This is a genomic window from Streptomyces sp. NPDC057438 (assembly GCF_042802995.1).
Classification (GTDB): Bacteria; Actinomycetota; Actinomycetes; order Streptomycetales; family Streptomycetaceae; genus Streptomyces.
Window position 1 is genome coordinate 50,369 of the sequence record NZ_JBHVDD010000016.1, and the last position, 18,458, is coordinate 68,826.

Annotated in this window: 14 protein-coding genes and 1 riboswitch; of the genes, 4 read left to right on the forward strand and 10 right to left on the reverse strand. The window is 72.4% G+C overall.

What is annotated here, in order from left to right:
• Position 1 precedes the first annotated feature (1 nt).
• Complete coding sequence (locus ACFU5F_RS12305) at positions 2-829, reverse strand: sulfurtransferase (protein WP_383885703.1); 828 nt, start codon at positions 827-829, stop codon at positions 2-4.
• Positions 830-1,149: 320 nt separating this feature from the next.
• Between ACFU5F_RS12305 and ACFU5F_RS12310 the strand changes: the two genes are divergently transcribed.
• On the forward strand, positions 1,150-1,944 hold the full coding sequence (locus ACFU5F_RS12310) for a VOC family protein (RefSeq protein WP_383885705.1): 795 nt from the start codon (positions 1,150-1,152) through the stop codon (positions 1,942-1,944).
• Positions 1,945-2,003: 59 nt separating this feature from the next.
• Here ACFU5F_RS12310 and ACFU5F_RS12315 read toward each other — a convergent pair whose 3' ends face one another.
• The 4 genes from ACFU5F_RS12315 to ACFU5F_RS12330 all read right to left on the reverse strand — a co-directional run bounded on the left by ACFU5F_RS12315 (position 2,004) and on the right by ACFU5F_RS12330 (position 7,553).
• Positions 2,004-2,651: a thymidine kinase gene (locus ACFU5F_RS12315; protein ID WP_383885707.1), complete on the reverse strand. Its 648-nt coding sequence runs from the start codon at positions 2,649-2,651 to the stop codon at positions 2,004-2,006.
• Between the two features lie 86 nt (positions 2,652-2,737).
• Positions 2,738-3,925: an alkaline phosphatase family protein gene (locus ACFU5F_RS12320; RefSeq protein ID WP_383885709.1), complete on the reverse strand. Its 1,188-nt coding sequence runs from the start codon at positions 3,923-3,925 to the stop codon at positions 2,738-2,740.
• Complete coding sequence (locus ACFU5F_RS12325; RefSeq protein WP_013000227.1) at positions 3,925-4,512, reverse strand: DUF5998 family protein; 588 nt, start codon at positions 4,510-4,512, stop codon at positions 3,925-3,927. Before ACFU5F_RS12325 ends, ACFU5F_RS12320 begins: the two co-directional genes overlap by 1 nt.
• 140 nt (positions 4,513-4,652) lie before the next feature.
• On the reverse strand, positions 4,653-7,553 hold the full coding sequence (locus ACFU5F_RS12330) for a GNAT family N-acetyltransferase (protein ID WP_383885711.1): 2,901 nt from the start codon (positions 7,551-7,553) through the stop codon (positions 4,653-4,655).
• A gap of 191 nt (positions 7,554-7,744) precedes the next feature.
• On the opposite strand from ACFU5F_RS12330, the gene ACFU5F_RS12335 reads away from it, so the two are divergent.
• Positions 7,745-8,026 carry an HPr family phosphocarrier protein gene (locus ACFU5F_RS12335; protein WP_019061039.1) on the forward strand — a complete coding sequence of 94 codons (282 nt, stop codon included), beginning with the start codon at positions 7,745-7,747 and terminating at the stop codon, positions 8,024-8,026.
• Between the two features lie 177 nt (positions 8,027-8,203).
• Here ACFU5F_RS12335 and ACFU5F_RS12340 read toward each other — a convergent pair whose 3' ends face one another.
• From ACFU5F_RS12340 to ACFU5F_RS12355, 4 genes are all read right to left on the reverse strand, one after another.
• Positions 8,204-8,908 carry a GntR family transcriptional regulator gene (locus ACFU5F_RS12340; RefSeq protein ID WP_383885713.1) on the reverse strand — a complete coding sequence of 235 codons (705 nt, stop codon included), beginning with the start codon at positions 8,906-8,908 and terminating at the stop codon, positions 8,204-8,206.
• Positions 8,909-9,110: 202 nt separating this feature from the next.
• On the reverse strand, positions 9,111-9,899 hold the full coding sequence (locus tag ACFU5F_RS12345; protein ID WP_383885716.1) for a M23 family metallopeptidase: 789 nt from the start codon (positions 9,897-9,899) through the stop codon (positions 9,111-9,113).
• A 13-nt stretch (positions 9,900-9,912) separates the two neighbouring features.
• A riboswitch (cyclic di-AMP (ydaO/yuaA leader) is annotated at positions 9,913-10,082 on the reverse strand.
• A 202-nt stretch (positions 10,083-10,284) separates the two neighbouring features.
• Complete coding sequence (locus ACFU5F_RS12350) at positions 10,285-11,673, reverse strand: M16 family metallopeptidase (RefSeq protein WP_383885719.1); 1,389 nt, start codon at positions 11,671-11,673, stop codon at positions 10,285-10,287.
• A complete protein-coding gene (locus ACFU5F_RS12355; protein WP_383885722.1) occupies positions 11,670-13,046 on the reverse strand; it encodes a M16 family metallopeptidase in 1,377 nt (458 codons plus the stop codon). The genes ACFU5F_RS12350 and ACFU5F_RS12355 overlap by 4 nt, the downstream gene beginning before the upstream one ends.
• Positions 13,047-13,428: 382 nt before the next feature.
• Between ACFU5F_RS12355 and ACFU5F_RS12360 the strand changes: the two genes are divergently transcribed.
• Positions 13,429-15,885: a DNA topoisomerase (ATP-hydrolyzing) subunit A gene (locus ACFU5F_RS12360; RefSeq protein WP_383885725.1), complete on the forward strand. Its 2,457-nt coding sequence runs from the start codon at positions 13,429-13,431 to the stop codon at positions 15,883-15,885.
• Positions 15,886-15,895: 10 nt separating this feature from the next.
• On the opposite strand, the gene ACFU5F_RS12365 is transcribed toward ACFU5F_RS12360, so the two are convergent.
• A complete protein-coding gene (locus ACFU5F_RS12365; protein ID WP_383885818.1) occupies positions 15,896-17,086 on the reverse strand; it encodes a CobW family GTP-binding protein in 1,191 nt (396 codons plus the stop codon).
• A 741-nt stretch (positions 17,087-17,827) separates the two neighbouring features.
• Here ACFU5F_RS12365 and ACFU5F_RS12370 point away from each other — a divergent pair.
• Positions 17,828-18,385, forward strand: coding sequence for a DUF6082 family protein (locus tag ACFU5F_RS12370; protein ID WP_383885728.1), 558 nt, complete (start codon positions 17,828-17,830; stop codon positions 18,383-18,385).
• Positions 18,386-18,458: the final 73 nt, after the last annotated feature.

The window sequence follows — 18,458 nt, forward strand, 5'->3', positions numbered from 1 at the left end:
CTCACCGGGGATCGGGGCCCGTCGCGACCGGCCGGCTCCCGTCCCGGGACCACTCCGACCACGAGCCCACGTACAGGGCCGCCGGGATGCCGGCGACGGCCAGGGCCAGCACCTCGTGGGCGCCGGAGACGCCGGAGCCGCAGTACACACCGACCTCGGCGTCGGGCCTCGCGCCGAGTCCCTTGAAGCGGTCGGCGAGTTCGGCGGCGGACCGGAAGCGGCCGGATTCGGCCACGTTCTCCGTGGTGGGGGCCGACACCGCGCCCGGGATGTGACCGCCGACCGGGTCGATCGGCTCCACGTCACCGCGGTAGCGCTCGGCGGCCCGGGCGTCCAGGAGGAGTCCGGTGCGGGCCAGCTCCGCGGCGCCGTCCGCGTCGAGCAGCGGCAGCGCGCCGGGGGCGGGCTCGAAGGTGCCGGGCGCGGGCTCGGGGACCTCGGCCGTCAGCGGGCCCTCCCAGGCCTCCAGACCGCCGTCCAGGACCCGTACCGAGGGGTGCCCCGCCCAGCCGAGCAGCCACCACGCGCGCGCGGCGGCCCAGTTGAGCCCGCCGTCGTAGACGACGACGGGACGGTCGGCGCTGACGCCGGCCGCCCGCATCGCCGCGCCGAAGGCACCGGTGTCGGGCAGCGGGTGACGGCCGCCGGACCCCGCCGGGCCGGCCAGCTCGGCGTCCAGGTCGACGAAGACGGCTCCCGGGATGTGGGCCCTGTCGTACTCGGGACGCAGGTTCGGGCCGCCCAGCTGCCAGCGGACGTCCAGGAGGACCGGCGGCCGGGGGCCCGCCAGCTCGCCGGCGAGATCGGAGGCGGAGATGATGGCGTTCATGGCTCCATCCTCGCGTACGGGGTGGCCGCGTCGCCCGGGTCCGGCTACTCTGCCCGCCGGGCGGTGCCGATCACCGGGCGTACGGGATCGGACACATGCCGTACAGCCGAGGGACCTCGCACGGCGGCGCAGCGGACGGCGACCGGTGCCGGACGTCCGGCGCCCCCGCGCACGGGCGCGTCGCGCGGCGGTGCGGCGCGGGTCCGGAGGCCATGGGTGGTGCGAGCATCGGCACGGGGCGTGATCGCGCGTGGACGCGGTACACGCGTTCGGAGGGCGGACGGACACGGCCACCGCGAGGGGCCGAGGAGAGAGTGACGATGACCGAGGCACGGGGGTCGGCCGGCCTGAGCGGCGCCGTGTATCCACCGGGCACGCCCTGCTGGGTGAGTCTGATGGTGCACGGGATGGCCACGACCCAGGACTTCTACGGGGCGCTGTTCGGCTGGGAGTTCCAGCCCGGCCCCCAGCAGCTCGGCCCGTACGTACGGGCACTGCTCGACGGGCGCCAGGTGGCGGGCATCGGACAGCTCCCGCCCGACCGCCATCTCCCCGTCGCCTGGACGCCGTACTTCGCCTCGGACGACGCGGACCGGACGGCGGAGACCGTACGGCACTGCGGCGGCACCGTGGGCGTGGGTCCGCTGGACGCGGGCGAGGCGGGCCGGCTGGTGATCGCCTCCGATCCCGCGGGGGCCGTCTTCGGCGTCTGGCAGGCGGCGGAGCACCTCGGCGCGGACATCGGCGGAGTGCCCGGCACCCCGGCGTGGGACGAGCTCCTCACCGTCGACAGCTCGCTGGTCGCCAAGTTCTACGAGACGACGTTCGGCTACGAGGAGGAGCCCCTGGTCTCGGCCGACGACGACTACCTCACCCTGCGCGTCGAGGGCCGCTCCGTCGCCGGCATCCACGGTGTCGGCGACGCGCTCCCCCGGGACCGGGGTCCCCACTGGCTGACCTACTTCGAGGTGGCGGACCCCGACGAGGCCGCCAACCGTGTCATCGAACTCGGCGGGCGCGTCCTCGAACCCACCCACGACACCCCGCACGGTCCGGTGGCCACGGTGGCCGATCCGGAGGGCGCGAAGTTCGCCGTGGTGCACACGGAGCGCTGAACCGCCCGCTCCGTCCCTCGCCCGATCGGGTGATTCCCGGTGGCGCCCGCCCAGTCCCGTCAGACCGTCTCGACGGGCAGGACGTCCGGGGCGAGGGCACCCGCGTGCGCCGAGGCCGCCGTCATCCGCCGGCGGTGGTGCCGGCGGCAGAGGACCTCGTAGCCGATGTCGTCGGGCTGGTTGACGTCGCCGACGACCACCTGGGCGCCCTCGACGACCATCTGACCGCCTATGGTGCGGGCGTTGTGGGTGGCGCGGGCGCCGCACCAGCACAGGGCCTCCACCTGGAGGACCTCGACGCGGTCGGCCAGCTCCACCAGACGCTGGGAGCCGGGGAAGAGTTTGGAGCGGAAGTCGGTCGTGATGCCGAAGGCGTACACGTCGAGGCTCAGGTCGTCCACGACGCGGGCGAGTTGGTCGATCTGTTCGGGGGCGAGGAACTGGGCCTCGTCGGCGATCACGTAGTCCGCGCGACGGCCCTGGGAGAGGTGGTCGACGAGGTACGCGTAGAGGTCCTGACCGTCCTCGACCTCCACGGCGTCGGTGACCAGGCCGAGGCGTGAGGACAGTTTGCCCTCGCCCGCGCGGTCGTCACGCGTGAAGATCATGCCCTGGAGGCCACGCGCCGAACGGTTGTGCTCTATCTGGAGGGCCAGCGTCGACTTCCCGCAGTCCATGGTTCCGGAGAAGAACACCAGCTCGGGCATGGTGAGTTGAGCACCTTTCGGCATGGACGGCGAGGGCGGCGACGGGCGCGGCCGGGCGGCGGACAGGACGTGCGGCGGGCAGGGCTTCAGGAGCGTACTTCGAGGAGCGGGACCAGTTGTTCCGCGGGGGTCATCGAGCCGTGGTTGCCGACCATCGCCGACTCCTTGGGCTCCCGCTCGGAGGCGGTGATCAGGACGTCGTCGTGGGCCGCGGCGACCACGTCGCCGATGCGGGCGTACACACGGTCGTCGATCCGCGGTCCGAACCAGCCCGCCGCGATCGCCTCGTCGCGCGAGGCGATCCAGAACTGCTCGCCCAGCACCTCGCGCCAGCAGGTCAGGACGTCCGCCTCCGCCCCCGGCACGGCGTACACGTGACGGGCCCGGCCCTCGCCGCCCAGCAGGGCGACCCCGGCCCGCAGCTCCCAGTCCGCGTCGAAGTCGATGCGGTGCTGCTCGTCGAACGGGATGTCGAGCATGCCGTGGTCGGCGGTGACGTACAGCGCGGTACGCGGCGGGAGTTGCTCGGCCAGGCGCTGGACCAGCCGGTCGACGTGCATGAGCTGACCGCGCCAGGCGTCCGAGTCGACGCCGAAGCGGTGTCCCGCGCCGTCCAGTTCGGAGTAGTACGTGTAGATCAGCGCGCGGTCCCCGGCGGCCAGTTGCTCCGCGGCCACGTCCATGCGGTCGTCGCCGGAGAGGCGGCCGTGAAAGGTGCCGCCGCTCAGCGCGATCTGGGTGAGAGGGGTGTTCTGGAAGGCCGGGGAGGTGACCTGGGCGGTGTGCACACCCGCCCGGTCGGCGAGCTGGAAGACCGTGGGGTACGGCTGCCACACCCTCGGTGCCGTCCACGGCTGCCAGCGGAGCTGGTTCATCAGCTCCCCGGTCCGCGGGTCGCGGACCGTGTAGCCGGGCAGTCCGTGTGCGCCCGGCGGCAGGCCGGTGCCCACGGAGGCGAGGGAGGTCGCGGTGGTGGCGGGGTACCCCGCGGTGAGGGGCCGGCCGGTGCCGCCGCGCGAGGACGCCAGCAGCGCGGTCAGGTAGGGCGCCTCGTCCGGGTGCGCCCTCAGCTGTTCCCAGCCCAGGCCGTCGACGAGGAACACGCAGGCCCGGTCGGTCGCGGTCAGCTCCGGTATCGACGCGGTCGTACCGGGAACCCCCATGCCCGCCGCGAGGGTGGGCAGGAGATCGGCGAGCGAGCCGGCCCCGTACTCGGGGACGGGGGCGGAGCCGAGGGCGAGGGGTTCCGGGTCGTCCCAGGTGGGCAGCGCCATCAGCGGGCGGTGTCCGCGGTCGCCTCGGAGAGGGACTGCGCGAAGGCGAGAGCCTGGCGCACGGTCTCCGGGCCGTCCCCGGCCTCGCTGACCCGCAGGCTGAGGTCGTCCGCCGTCGAACTGCCGGTGTAGCCGTGGTCCGCCTCGCAGTTGGGGTCGCCGCAGGCGGCGGGCTCCAGGTCGATGCGGGAGACGGCACCCCAGCCGATGGTCAGGACGACCTCGCGGGGCAGGGTGCCCGGCGTGTACGACTCGGGGTTGGCGACGACGCGGCTGAGCACGACCGACGAGATCCGGCCGATCTTCACCGACTCGGTCGAGGTCGTGGCGTACGGGGTCGGCGAGGTGGTGTCCGCGGCCTGCTCGTCGGTGTGGCTCACGATGAAGCGGTTGCCCGTGAGGACGAGGACGGTGACATGCCGCCGCACCTCGTTCGCGTCGAATGTCGTCTCCTGGTGGACCAGGTACGACTTGATGGCCTCGCCGCCGACAGCGGCCTCCACCGCCTCGGCCACGAGGGCCGGGTAGTAGCCGCTGCGCTCGATCGCGGCACGCAGCCCCTGGGTCGTCGTACTGGTCTTGGCCATGATGTCCATCCTACGGTGGCGCACTGACTGCGCGGGACCGCTCTGTCGTCTCCGTTCTGTCGTGGACGGAACAACGCGCGCCGGCCGTGCGCGGTCCGCGCGCCGTCGCCGCTGCGCTGTGGCGCTGTGGCGCGCGTCCCTCAGTAGACCGGCAGCGTCCTCGGGCCGAGGTCGTCGCGCAGCGGCGGACGGGCGAGGCGGACACTGGCGCCGAGGACGCTCAGGCCGTGCGGGGCGACGACGACGGGTTCGAGGGAGACCGCCACGACCTCGGGGTGGTCGTCGACCAGCCGGGAGACGCGCAGCAGCAGCTCCTCCAGCGCGTCCGTGTCGACGGGGGCGGAGCCGCGCCAGCCGAAGAGGAGCGGCGCCGTCCTGATCGACCGGACCAGTGCGGCAGCGTCCCGCTCGGTGGCCGGAATCAGGCGGTGCGCCATGTCGCCGAGCAGTTGCGACGCGGGCCCCGCGAGCCCGAACGAGAGCACGGCGCCGGCGGCGGGGTCCACCACGGCCCGGACGATCGTGTCGACCCCGCGCGGGGCCATGCCCTGCACGACCGGGCGCAGTTCGCCGGGGCTCCCGAACAGCTCGGTCAGCTCCGTGTACGCCCGGCGCAGTTGCTCCTCGTCCGCCAGGTCCAGCCGGACGCCGCCCAGGTCGGCCCGGTGCCGCAGGTGGGGTGCGGTCGTCTTCAGCGCGACGGGGTAGCCGATGGCCTGCGCCGCCCGTGCGGCCTCGTCGGGGGTGGGGGCGGGCCGCGCCTGGCGCAGACGGATGCCGTACCGTCCGAGCAGCGCGCCCGCCTCCTCGGCACCGAGTGTGAGCCGGTCGCCCGTGGACAGCAGTGTGTCGATCCGCTCGGCGGCCCCCTTCTCGTCGATGTCCTCGTACGCGGGCACCCGTCCCGGCTCCGCGGCCTCCCGTCGCCACTGCGCGTAGTGGACGGCCTCGGAGAGCGCGCGGACGGCCCGCTCGGCGGCCGGGTAGGCGGGGATGAGCCGGGAGTCGGCGGGGTCGGCGGAGTCGGCGAGGGGGTCGGTCGCGGCGGTCGCTGCCGCTCCTGCCTCTCCCGTTGCCGGCGTCTCCGGCGTCTCCGGCGTCTCGGGCGTCGGTCGTTCGCGGCGCTGGGGGGCGGGGCCCTCGGTGCCGGGCGCCCGGTCGACGGCCTGCGGTGCCGTGCTGGCCGCGGCCGACAGCGCCTCGGCCAGCCCGCCCAGCTCGACGTGCACGACGAGCACCGGCTTGGTGGGATTCGCGGCGGCGGCCGACCGCAGCGCCCCGGCCAGGGCCGCGTCCCCCGGTGACGTCTCCCCCAGCGTCGGTATCGCCGTCACCACCACCGCGTCGCACGCGTCGTCGGCGAGCGCCCGCGCCAGGGCCGCGTGGAAGTCCCGCGCCGAGGCCGCGGTCGTCAGGTCCAGCGGCGGGAGCGGCCGCAGCCCCTCGGAGAGGCACGCGTCGTAGGTGAGCATCCCCAGCGACTCGGAGTTCCCGAGGATCGCCACCCGAGGCCCGGCCGGCAGCGGCTGCCGGGCCAGCAGCAGCCCCGCGTCGACCAGTTCCGTGATCGTGTCGACCCGGATCACCCCGGCCTGCCGCAGCAGCGCGGACACGGTGGTGTGCGGCAGCTCGGTGGCGCGGACGGCGTGCCCCTGGGGCGCGGAACCGTGGCGCGCCCCCTGTACCACCACGAGCGGCTTGACCGCCGCCGTACGCCGGGCGAGACGGGTGAACTTGCGCGGGTTGCCGATGGACTCCAGGTACATGAGGACGACATCGGTGTGCGGGTCCTCGTACCAGTACTGCAGGACGTCGTTCCCGGAGACGTCCGCACGGTTGCCGGACGACACGAACGTGGAGACGCCCGTGACACCGGTGACCCCGCCCCCGCGCCGGTGCAGCCGGGACAACAGCGCGATCCCGATGGCGCCGGACTGGGCGAAGAGGCCGATGCGCCCGGAGCGCGGCGCCTCGGGGGCGAGCGAGGCGTTGAGGCGTACGTCCGGGGCGGTGTTGATGATCCCGAAGGCGTTGGGTCCGATGATGCGCATGCCGTACGTGCGCGCCTGGCGCACCAGTTCGCGCTGGCGCTCGCGCCCGTCGGGGCCGCTCTCGGCGTACCCGGCGGAGATGACGACGAGCCCCTGCACGCCGTGCGCGCCGCACTCGGCGACGACCTCGGGGACGTGTGCGGCGGGGACGGCGACGACCGCGAGGTCGACGGGACCCTCGATGTCGGTGACGGTCCGGTGTGCGGGCACCCCGTCGAGGTCCTTCTCGTCCTCGCCGAGGGCCCTGTTCACCGCGAACAGCCGCCCGGTGAAACCCGCGGCCCGGAGGTTGGCGAGGACGCCTCGGCCCACTCCCCCCGGCGTGCGCCCGGCGCCGATGACGGCGACCGAGCCGGGGGCGAGCAGGCGCTGGACGGATCTGGCCTCGGCCCGCTGCTCCCGGGCGCGCTGCACGGCGAGGGAGCGGTCGGTGGGCTCCAGGCCGAACTCCAGGCGGACGACGCCGTCCTCGAAGCTGCGCCTCTGCTGGTACCCGGCGTCGGTGAACACCTTGATCATCTTGCTGTTGGCGGGGAGCACCTCGGCGGCGAAGCGTCGGATGCCGCGCTCGCGGGCGACGGCGGCGATGTGTTCGAGGAGGGCGGAGGCGACGCCTCGGCCCTGGTGGGCGTCCTGGACGAGGAAGGCGACCTCCGCCTCGTCGGCGGGGGCGGACGCGGGCATTCCGTCGGCGCCGATACGGTCGTAGCGTACGGTGGCGATGAACTCGCCGCCGACCGTGGCGGCGAGCCCCACCCGGTCCACGAAGTCGTGGTGCGTGAAGCGGTGGACGTCCTTGGCGGACAGGCGAGGGTACGGCGCGAAGAAGCGGTAGTACTTCGACTCGTCCGAGACCTGCTCGTAGAAGCTGACCAGACGCTCGGCGTCATCGACGGTGATGGGCCTGACGCGTGCGGTGCCGCCGTCGCGCAGCACCACGTCGGCCTCCCAGTGGGCGGGGTACTCGTGCCGGTCCGACGAGGTCTGCATGGGCCCCAGAGTACGGCTCGCGTCCGGCTACGGCGCGGGACAGTCTGGGGAAGCACAACAGAAGCGCGAGAGCCGGTTCGTGGCCAGGCCGTGGGCCCCGTTCCGCCCTCGCGCGCCATATGGGAAACTGGTCTAGACAACCCGGTCCAGACCACTCTGCACCACCCGAGACACCTGAAGGGCAGCATCACATGGCTGAGCGCCGCGTCAACGTCGGCTGGGCCGAGGGCCTCCACGCCCGACCCGCATCCATCTTCGTCCGGGCCACCACGGCCTCCGGTATCCCCGTGACGATCGCCAAGGCCGACGGGAACCCCGTCAACGCGGCCTCCATGCTGGCGGTCCTGGGCCTCGGCGCCCAGGGCGGCGAGGAGATCGTGCTCGCCTCCGAGGCCGAGGGTGCGGACGCCGCCCTCGACCGCCTGGCGAAGCTCGTGGCCGAGGGGCTGGAAGAACTCCCCGAGACGGTCTGAACCACCGGGTGACCGGCCGACCCGAACAGAAAAGGCCCCGAAAGGCCGGCCGTACACATGTGGAGGGCTCGTCCGATTTATCGGGCGGGCCCTCCACATTTTCGTTCTGTCACCTTTCCGCGGGCAGCAGAAATAATGCCCCGCGGAATTCCTGCCTCTTTGTATACGGCTCCGGTGTTAATGCCGCAGGCTCGGTGTGTTTACGGGGTGTTGCGAAGTCCTCACACGGTCCGGCCGGTCCGCCCCGCCGGCCCCGCCCGGAAATCGGAACCGGTGCGCGGCGGCGGCCCGCTCGGTGTGCAGGGACGTGATCGTGCGGGCCCGGTCGCCGTCCCCGCGCGCGACGGCGTCCACGATGCCGCCGTGCTCCGCCCAGGACTCCACCGGGTCGGCGGGTGCCTCGACCGCGTACATCCAGGCGATCTTGTGCCGCAACTGGGCGAGTGTCGAGGTCAGGGCGGGGCTGCCGGACGCCTGTGCGAGCGTCTCGTGGAACCAGCCGCCCAGGGAGCGCAGATCCTCGCTGGTGCCCCTCCTGGCCCGCTCCTGGCCCAGCCTGACGAGGCCGCGCAGCACCTTGAGGTGCGCCTCCGTGCGCCGCTGGGCGGCCCGGGCGGCGCCCAGCGGCTCCAGCAGCATGCGCATCTCCAGCAGGTCGGCGGCCTCCTGCTCGGTCGGCTCGGCGACGCACGCGCCCGCGTGGCGGCGGGTCACCACGAAGCCCTCGGCCTCCAGCGTGCGCAGCGCCTCACGCACGGGGACCCGGCTGACGCCGTACCGACGGGCGAGCAGTTCCTCGGTGAGACGGCCGCCGCGCTCGTAGACACCCGCGACGATGTCGTCCCGGATCGCCGTGCAAACCGAATGCGCCGGAATACGCATGACCGACCTCCGCCTTAATCCCCGTGAAACGTCGATGATTGACGTGTCTTCCAGCGACTCTATTGCAGCGGGACGGAATTTCCGATGGCGGACCGGAATCCAGGGATATTTTTTGGACAGAAGGTGCGCGCAACAGGTTCGCGCAACGCGAAAAGCCCCGGCTCGTGAGCCGGGGCCTTCGTCGGAGGCGTGGAGCCGGGTGTCAGACGTTCACACCGTGCGACCGCAGGTACGCGGCGGGGTCGATGTCCGAGCCGTACTCGGCCGTCGTGCGGGCCTCGAAGTGCAGATGCGCGCCCGTGACGTTGCCGGTCGCCCCGGAGAGGCCGATCTGCTGGCCGGGGGTGACCGTCTGGCCGACGGAGACGCCGATGGACGACAGGTGGCCGTACTGGGTGTACGTGCCGTCGGTCATGCGGATGACGATGTTGTTGCCGTACGCGCCGCCCCAGCCCGCCTCCACGACGGTGCCGGAGCCGACCGCCAGGACGGCCGTGCCGGTGGCGGCGTGGAAGTCGACGCCGGTGTGGCTGCCGGAGGACCAGACGGCGCCGCCGGCCTTGTAGCCGGTGGAGATGTAGGAGCCGCTGATGGGCGAGACGTAGGTGTTGAGGCGCTCGCGCTCGGCCGCGCGGGCGGCGCGGGCCTTGATCTCCTCGCGCTCCTTGGCGACGGCACGTTCCTGCTCGGCCTTCTCGGCGGCGGCCTTGCGGGCCTCCTCCTGCGCCTTCTTCTTGACCTCGGCCACCTCGGCGGCCTGCTGCTGGGCGGCGGCCTGTGCGTCGACCTGGTCGGCGACCGTGTCACCGAGGACGATGACCTGGTTCAGGCCGGTCTGCTCGACGGCGGGCTCCTCCGCGGCGAGCGCGGGGCCGGCCAGGGTGCCGATGACACCGGTGGTGGTGAGAGCGGCGACGCCCACGTTCCTCGTGGTCGTGCGCTGCACACGGCCGGGGCGGCGGTGCTTCCCAGGGGCGCGGGTGAACGCCATGAAGTGGCTGGTCCTTTCCTTCCTTCTCGCCTACCGGGTTAGCTGACGGGTTCGGAGCAGGAAGGTCTCCTACGGCTGCCCCCCGTTTCGCGTCGCTCGCGAAGGGCACCCGATTCACCCCAGGGACTTCGGTGGGTCCCCGGCTCCCCAGGCTCGCACCTCGGGACTCGGCGATGACTGTCCGGTGCCGCGGCTGCGGCGAACATCTGACGAACAGCCGGACCGACGCTAAGTGGGCCGTCTTCGAAATAACAAACGGATCACAGGATTTGTTAACTACGCCACAGGTCAGACACACAACCTCCGCCATCAAACGGACAAACGTGGGCCCTGGTGACTCTTCCGTCACCAGGGCCTCACTGGTGCGTGTCGTTCTGTCCGTTTCCTACTCAGCCGGTACGACGGTGACTTCGCCGATTCCGAGGGCCCTGACCGGCTCCTCGATCTGCGCGGCGTCCCCGACGAGGACGGTGACGAGGCGGTCCACCGGGAAGGCGTTCACAACGGCCGCGGTGGCCTCCACCGTGCCCGTGGCGGCGAGTTGGCGGTACAGCGTCGACTGGTAGTCGTCCGGCAGGTACTGCTCGACCTGGTCGGCCAGCGTGCCCGCCACGGCCGCGGCCGTCTCGAACTTGAGGGGAGCGACCCCCACGAGGTTCTGCACGGCGACATCACGCTCGGCGTCGGTCAGCCCCTCGGCGGCCAGGGTGCGCAGCACCGTCCACAGGTCGTCCAGCGCCGGACCGGTGTTGGGCGTGTCGACGGAGCCGCTGATGGCCAGCATCGCCGTACCCGATCCGTCGGGGGCGGAGCGCAGCACCTGGCCGAACGCGCGCACCCCGTAGGTGTAGCCCTTCTCCTCCCGCAGGACGCGGTCCAGACGGGAGGTGAGGGTGCCGCCGAGGCAGTAGGTGCCGAGCACCTGGGCCGGCCACACACGGTCGTGCCGGTCGGCGCCCACCCGGCCGATGAGCAACTGGGTCTGCACGGAGCCGGGGCGGTCCACGATGATCACGCGTCCGGTGTCGTCGGCACTCACCGCCGGTACGGCGCTCGGCTTGGCCGGGGAGCCGGTCCAGGCGCCCAGCGTGTCGCCGAGCAGGGTGGCGAGGTCGACCCCGGTGAGATCGCCGACGACCACGGCGGTGGCCGTCGCGGGACGCACGTGCCGCTCGTAGAAGGCGCGTACGGCCGCGGAGTCGATGCCCTCCACGGTCTCCTCGGTGCCCTGGCGGGGCCGCGACATGCGCGACGTGGCCGGGAACAGCTGCCGGGAGAGCTCCTTGGCGGCCCGCCGGCCCGGGTTGGCGGTCTCGTGGGGGATCTCGTCGAGCCGGTTGGCCACCAGACGCTCGATCTCGCCGTCGTCGAACGCGGGGGCCCGCAGCGCGTCGGCGAGCAGCCCCAGGGCCTTCTCCAGCCGCGACACGGGCACTTCGAGGGACAGGCGTACGCCGGGGTGGTCGGCGTGCGAGTCGAGGGTGGCGCCGCAGCGCTCCAGCTCGGCGGCGAACTCCTCGGCCGTGTGCTTGTCGGTGCCCTCGGAGAACGCCCTCGTCATGATGGTGGCAACGCCGTCCAGGCCCTCCGGCTCCGCGTCCAGGGGCGCGTCGAGGACGACCTCGACGGCGACGACCTGCTGGCCGGGGCGGTGGCAGTGCAGCACGGTCAGGCCGTTGGCCAGGGTGCCGCGCTCGGGCGCAGGGAACGCCCAGGGGCGGGCGTCGCCGGCCTGGGGCTGCGGGTGGAACTCCATGCTCGCGAGCTCGGTCACTTCGCCGACTCCTCGTTCTCGTCGGTGGTCTCGGCGGCCTCCGTCGCGGTGGCCTCCTCTTCGGCGTCCTCTTCGCCGGCGACGGGCTCGTACACGAGCACCGCGCGGTTGTCGGGCCTCAGGCGGGCCTTGGCGACCTCCTGGACCTCGTCGGCCGTCACCTCCAGGACCCGGTCGACGGCGGTGAGGGCGAGCTTCGGGTCGCCGAACAGGACCGCGTAGCGGCACAGTTCGTCGGCACGGCCCGCGACCGTGCCGAGCCGGTCCAGCCACTCGCGCTCCAACTGGGCCTGGGCGCGCTCCATCTCCTCCGCCGTGGGGCCCTCCGCGGCGAACCGGGCGAGCTCCTCGTCGACGGCGGCCTCGATGACCGGCACCTCGACGTCACCGGAGGTCTTGACGTCCATCCACGCCATGGAGGGCGCGCCGGCCAACCGCAACAGGCCGAACCCGGCCGTCACGGCCGTACGGTCACGGCGCACGAGACGGTTGTAGAGGCGGGAGGACTCGCCGCCGCCGAGGATGGTGAGCGCCAGGTCGGCCGCGTCGCACGCGCGCGTGCCGTCCTCCGGCAGCCGGTAGGCGGCCATCAACGCGCGCGCGGGCACGTTCTCCTCGACCACCTCGCGCAGCTGCTCACCCATGACGTCCGGCAGCGCGCCGTCACGGGGCGCGGGCTTGCCGTCGTACGCGGGGATCGAGCCGAAGTACTTCTCCACCCAGGCGAGGGTCTGCTCCGGGTCGATGTCGCCGACGATCGACAGGACGGCGTTGTTGGGCGCGTAGTAGGTCCGGAAGAACTGCTGGGCGTCCTCCAGGCTCGCGGCCTCCAGGTCGTCCATCGAGCCGATCGGCGTGTGCCGGTAGGGGTGGCCCTCGGGGTACGCCAGTCGGAAGATCTTCTCGAAGGCGGTGCCGTAGGGCACGTTGTCGTACCGCTGGCGGCGCTCGTTCTTGACGACCGCCCGCTGGTTGTCCAGGTTCTTCTGGTCGAGCGCGAGCAGCAGGCTGCCCATGCGGTCGGCCTCCAGCCACAGCGCCAGCTCCAGCTGGTGGGTGGGCATGGTCTCGAAGTAGTTGGTGCGCTCCCAGCTGGTGGTGCCGTTCAGCGAACCGCCCGCACCCTGGACCAGCTCGAAGTGGCCGTTGTCCTTCACCTGGCCCGAGCCCTGGAACATCAGGTGCTCGAAGAGGTGGGCGAGGCCCGTACGGCCCGCGACCTCGTGGCGCGAACCGACGTCGTACCAGAGGCACACCGCGGCGACCGGGGTCAGGTGGTCCTCGGAGAGCACCACGCGCAGGCCGTTGTCCAGGCGGTGCTCCCTCACTGTCAGGCCTTCGGAGCCGGCCTCGGCTGTGGCCGTGTGACCCATGGGCGATACGTCCCTTCGATCGCTGTGCTGTGTGCGCGGGATCCGCGGTCGTGTCCGTCGTGGAATCGTCGCGGAAACCGCTCTTTCCTGCCGGTCCCGCCACTGTATGCAAGCGCGCGGACCCCCGGAGAAGTTCCCGGGCGCCGTACGCCGAGAGCGAGACCGGGGTTGCGGCCCGCGCTCACTGGTTAGGGTCGGCGCACGCAGTTGACGTGGCGGTCCCGCGCGGCCGTGCCCGGCGGTCGGCGCCGGGTCGTGTCGGGGTTGTCAGTGCGGCAGTCCACAATGGTGCGCGTCAGTTCCCGTTCACGTCTCGCCGAGAGTGAGCCGGAGACGTGAGCGCCCCGTAGGTGAGCGACCAGAAAAAGAGGAGCCGGCAGCGATGGCCCGCCGCAGCACGAAGACCCCGCCGCCCGACGACGCGTTCGAGGAGCGGATCCTCGACATCGACGTCGTCGACGAGATGCAGGGCTCCTTCCTGGAGTACGCGTACTCGGTCATCTACTCCCGAGCCCTGCCCGACGCCCGCGACGGTCTCAAGCCGGTGCACCGCCGGATCGTCTACCAGATGAACGAGATGGGCCTGCGCCCCGACCGCGGCTATGTGAAGTGCGCCCGCGTCGTCGGCGAGGTCATGGGCAAGCTCCACCCCCACGGCGACTCCTCCATCTACGACGCCCTGGTGCGCCTCGCCCAGCCCTTCTCGATGCGGCTCCCCCTGGTCGACGGCCACGGCAACTTCGGCTCGCTGGGCAACGACGACCCGCCGGCCGCCATGCGGTACACCGAGTGCCGGATGGCCGACGCGACCAGCCTGATGACGGAGTCGATCGAGGAGAACACGGTCGACTTCTCCCCGAACTACGACGGCCAGGAGCAGGAGCCGGTGGCCCTGCCCGCCGCCTTCCCCAACCTGCTGGTCAACGGCGCGTCCGGCATCGCCGTCGGCATGGCCACCAACATGCCGCCGCACAACCTGGGCGAGGTCATCGCGGCCGCCCGCCACCTCATCCGGTACCCGAACGCCGACCTCGACACGCTGATGAAGCACGTCCCGGGCCCCGACCTGCCCACCGGCGGCCGGATCGTCGGCCTCTCCGGCATCAGGGACGCGTACGCGACGGGCCGCGGGACCTTCAAGATCCGCGCCACGGTGACGGTGGACAACGTGACGGCCCGCCGCAAGGGCCTGATCGTCACCGAACTGCCGTTCACCGTCGGCCCGGAGAAGGTGATCGCCAAGATCAAGGACCTGGTCGGGGCGAAGAAGCTGCAGGGCATCGCCGACGTCAAGGACCTCACGGACCGCGCGCACGGCCTGCGCCTGGTCATCGAGATCAAGAACGGCTTCGTGCCGGAGGCCGTCCTGGAGCAGCTCTACAAGCTGACGCCGATGGAAGAGTCCTTCGGCATCAACAACGTGGCCCTGGTCGACGGCCAGCCCCTCACCCTGGGTCTGAAGGAGCTGCTGGAGGTCTACCTCGACCACCGCTTCGAGGTCGTCCGGCGCCGCTCGGAGTTCCGCCGCGGCAAGAAGCGCGACCGTCTGCACCTGGTCGAGGGCCTGCTCACCGCCCTGCTGGACATCGACGAGGTCATCCGGCTGATCCGCTCCAGCGACAACTCCGCCCAGGCCAAGGACCGCCTGATGGAGCGCTTCGCGCTGTCGGACATCCAGACGCAGTACATCCTCGACACCCCGCTGCGCCGTCTCACCCGGTTCGACCGCATCGAGCTGGAGTCCGAGAAGGAGCGGCTCAACGCCGAGATCGCCGAACTGACCCGCATCCTGGAGTCGGACGCGGAGCTGCGCAAGCTGGTCTCCGGCGAACTGGCCGCCGTGGCCAAGAAGTTCGGCACCGAGCGCCGTACGGTGCTGCTGGAGTCCTCGGGCACCCAGGTGGCCGCGGTCCCGCTCCAGGTGGCGGACGACCCGTGCCGGGTGCTGCTGTCGTCGACCGGTCTGCTGGCCCGTACGGCAAACACCGAGCCCTTCGCGGCGGACGAGGACGGCAAGCGCACCAAGCACGACGTCATCGTCTCGGCGGTCCCGGCCACGGCCCGGGGCGAGGTGGGCGCGGTGACCTCCACCGGCCGTCTGCTGCGCCTGAACGTGGTCGATCTGCCGCAGCTGCCGGACACCTCGGCGGCCCCCAACCTCTCGGGCGGGGCCCCGCTCGCGGAGTTCCTCACCCTCCAGGACGGCGAGACGCTCGTCTGCCTGATGACGCTCGACGAGTCGTCGCCCGGCCTGGCCGTCGGCACCGAGCAGGGTGTCGTCAAGCGCGTGGTCCCCGACTACCCGTCCAACAAGGAGGAACTGGAGGTCATCACGCTCAAGGAGGGCGACCGGATCGTCGGTGCCGTCGAGCTGCGCACGGGCGAGGAGGACCTGGTCTTCATCACGGACGACGCCCAGCTGCTGCGCTACCAGGCCTCACAGGTCCGCCCGCAGGGCCGCCCGGCCGGCGGTATGGCCGGCGTCAAGCTCACCGAGGGGGCGAAGGTCATCTCCTTCACCGCCATCGACCCGGCCGTCGATGCGGTCGTCTTCACGGTGGCGGGCTCCCGCGGCACTCTCGACGACTCCGTCCAGACCACCGCCAAGCTCACCCCGTTCGACCAGTACCCCCGCAAGGGCCGCGCCACGGGCGGCGTCCGCTGCCAGCGGTTCCTCAAGGGCGAGGACTGCCTCTCCATCGCCTGGGCGGGCCCCGCTCCGGCCCGCGCCGCCCAGAAGAACGGCACACCGGCCGACCTCCCGGAGATGGACCCGCGCCGCGACGGCTCGGGCGTGTCCCTGGGCAAGACGGTGGCGTCGGTGGCGGGGCCGGTGTGAGCGCGGGGCCTCACGGGCTGTCGTAGGAGGCCTCGGGTTCTTCGGCCTCGTCCTCCTGGACGTAGCGCAGGACGCCCCACATGCCGTGCTCGTCGGCGTGCGGGGCGTCGTCGTCCCTCCGGCACGCCTCCAACTCCTTGCGCAGGGCGGGGGCGTCGATCCCGGCGCCGATGAGCACGAGCTGCGTGAGGCGGCGGTCCTCACCGAGGCCGTGGCCGCCCGTTCCGGGAGCTCCGAGTCCCCGTGCGCCGAGTCCGCTGTCGGCGGCGGGCCAGGGCTCGGGGTAGAACCGCAGGAACCGCCCCACGGCGTGCACGCCGTAGCGATTGCGCGGGTCGTACGGGCCGAAGTCGACGTACCCCTTGATCCGGTAGAGCCCTTCCGCCCGCCCGTCCAGGAACTCCATGAGCCGCCGGGGGTCTAGCGGCACGTCGGAGACGAAGGCGACGCTGTCGTAGCCGGTGTGCAGATGCCCGCCGTGCCCGCCCCGGTCGTCGTGGTCGTCGTGCCCGTCGTGGTCGTCGTGCCCGTCGTGGTCGTGCCGGTTCAGGTCGTCGAAGGAGAGCTGGCCGAGGCGCTCCTCGGAGGGCCGACAGTCGAACAGGAACTCGGGGTCGACGCGTCCGTAGGTGGCGGGCACCACGGCGGCGCGGTCGGCGAGCGAGCGGACGAGCGACAGGATCCGCTCCCCGTCCTCGGTCCGGTCGAGCTTGTTGACGACCACCAGGTCGGCGAGGGCGAGGTGCCGGTCGATCTCGGGGTGCCGCTGCCGGGTCTCCGGGAACTCGGCCGCGTCCACGACCTCGACGAGCCCGCCGTACACCACCCGGCGGTTCTCGCTGGCCAGCACCATCCGCACGAGTTCCTGCGGCTCGGCCAGCCCGCTCGCCTCGATGACGATGACGTCGATCCCGGCGGCGGGAGCAGCCAGCCGTTCCAGGTACTCGTCCAGTTCACCGACGTCGACGGCACAGCACAGGCACCCGTTGCCCAGCGACACGGTGGAGTCGCCGAGTGCGCCGGCCACCGCCATCGCGTCGATCTCGATCGCCCCGAAGTCGTTGACGACGGCACCGATACGGCTGCCGCCGCTGCGGTGGAGGAGGTGGTTGAGCAGCGTGGTCTTTCCGGAGCCGAGGAACCCGGCGAGGACGACGACCGGGATCTGCGGCGGACTCTGCGGGCCATCCGAGCCTTCCAGACCCCGCGCCCCCTGCGGACTCGCCCCTTGTCCCGGTTCCGGACTCGCCCCTTGTCCCGGTTCCGGACTCGCCCCTTGTCCCGGTTCCGGACTCGCCCCTTGTCCCGGTCCCGGGCTCGGCACCGGTCCCCGGCTCCGCTCCGGCCCGCGTCCTGGCACCGGCTCAGACCCGGTTGTCGGCCCAAGCCCGGCTGCCGACCCAAGCCCGAGTGCCGACTCAGGCCCGCTTGCCAGCCCAAGCCCGATTCCCGGCTCGACCCCAAGCCCAGGCACCGGGCCGAGCCCCGGTTCAGCCCCGACTGTCGACTCAGGACGCGTACCGTGACCCGGCTCCGGTCGCGTGTGCGACCCCTGGCTCGACGACTGGCTCAACGCGCGCCCTCTCTCCCACCGTTGCGTGCCGCGGCTCGCGGCCGGCCACCGTACAGGGCCGGCTCATGGACCGGCTCCCGCCGGAACACCCCGGCTCCCGCGCCCTCCTTGCGGGCCGCCCCAGCATACGAGTGGGGCCGGACGCCCCGTGGAGTACGCCGTTGTCAGCGGCGCCCGAGGGGCACACGTTGGGCATGGCGCCGACCCGCGCGACCCGCACATCCTTCCGTGCGCCTCCTCTCCGCCTCCCAGCCGACCCCTGCCCCTCGGCGACACTGGGAGACGGCAAGCGCCGCCCAGCGCTCGCCGGTCCCATCCCGTCGCCCCGCACCGACGACCGGCGGACGGCCGCCTGAACCGGGGGTTGACATGACCACACAGAATCCTGGGGCGCGGGGACTCGGCCCCGCCGCAGCAGCGGGCCTCGCCTTCGCGGTGGGAGCACTGGGCGCGGTCGCCGTGGAGCGGCGCGTCCGTGCCGTACTTCGACGCCTGGACCGGCTGGAACGGCTGGAGCAGGAGGCCCAGCGGCACGCCGCCCTGATCGCCTATCAGCGGCACAACGTCGACCTGGTCATGAAGGCGGCCGCGGACCCGACGCTGCTGCCCGTCCTGAACGCCTACGAGGAGGAACTGTCCACCGACAGGCAGCGGCAGTACCTCTTCGCCAACCTCCTCTACACACACGTCCTCCAGGGCTACCGGGTGGGTGTCTTCAGCCGGGCGGAGCTGTACGGACATCTGCGCGGCATCTTTCAGAGCGCCCTGATGCGCGACTACTGGGCCGCCACGCGTCATCACCGGTCGAGCCTGAAGGAGGGCTCGGAGGAGTCGGACATCGGCAGGCTGGTCGACGCCCTGATCAGCGACCTGGAGGAAGCGAACACGGACGAGTGGTGGGTCGTGGGCGAGCCGCCCGCCGAATGAGTCCCGCATTCCCACGGCGCTCGCTCCGCGCAGCGCGACCCCTGCCACCGCCTTCACTCCCTCACCCCTGGGA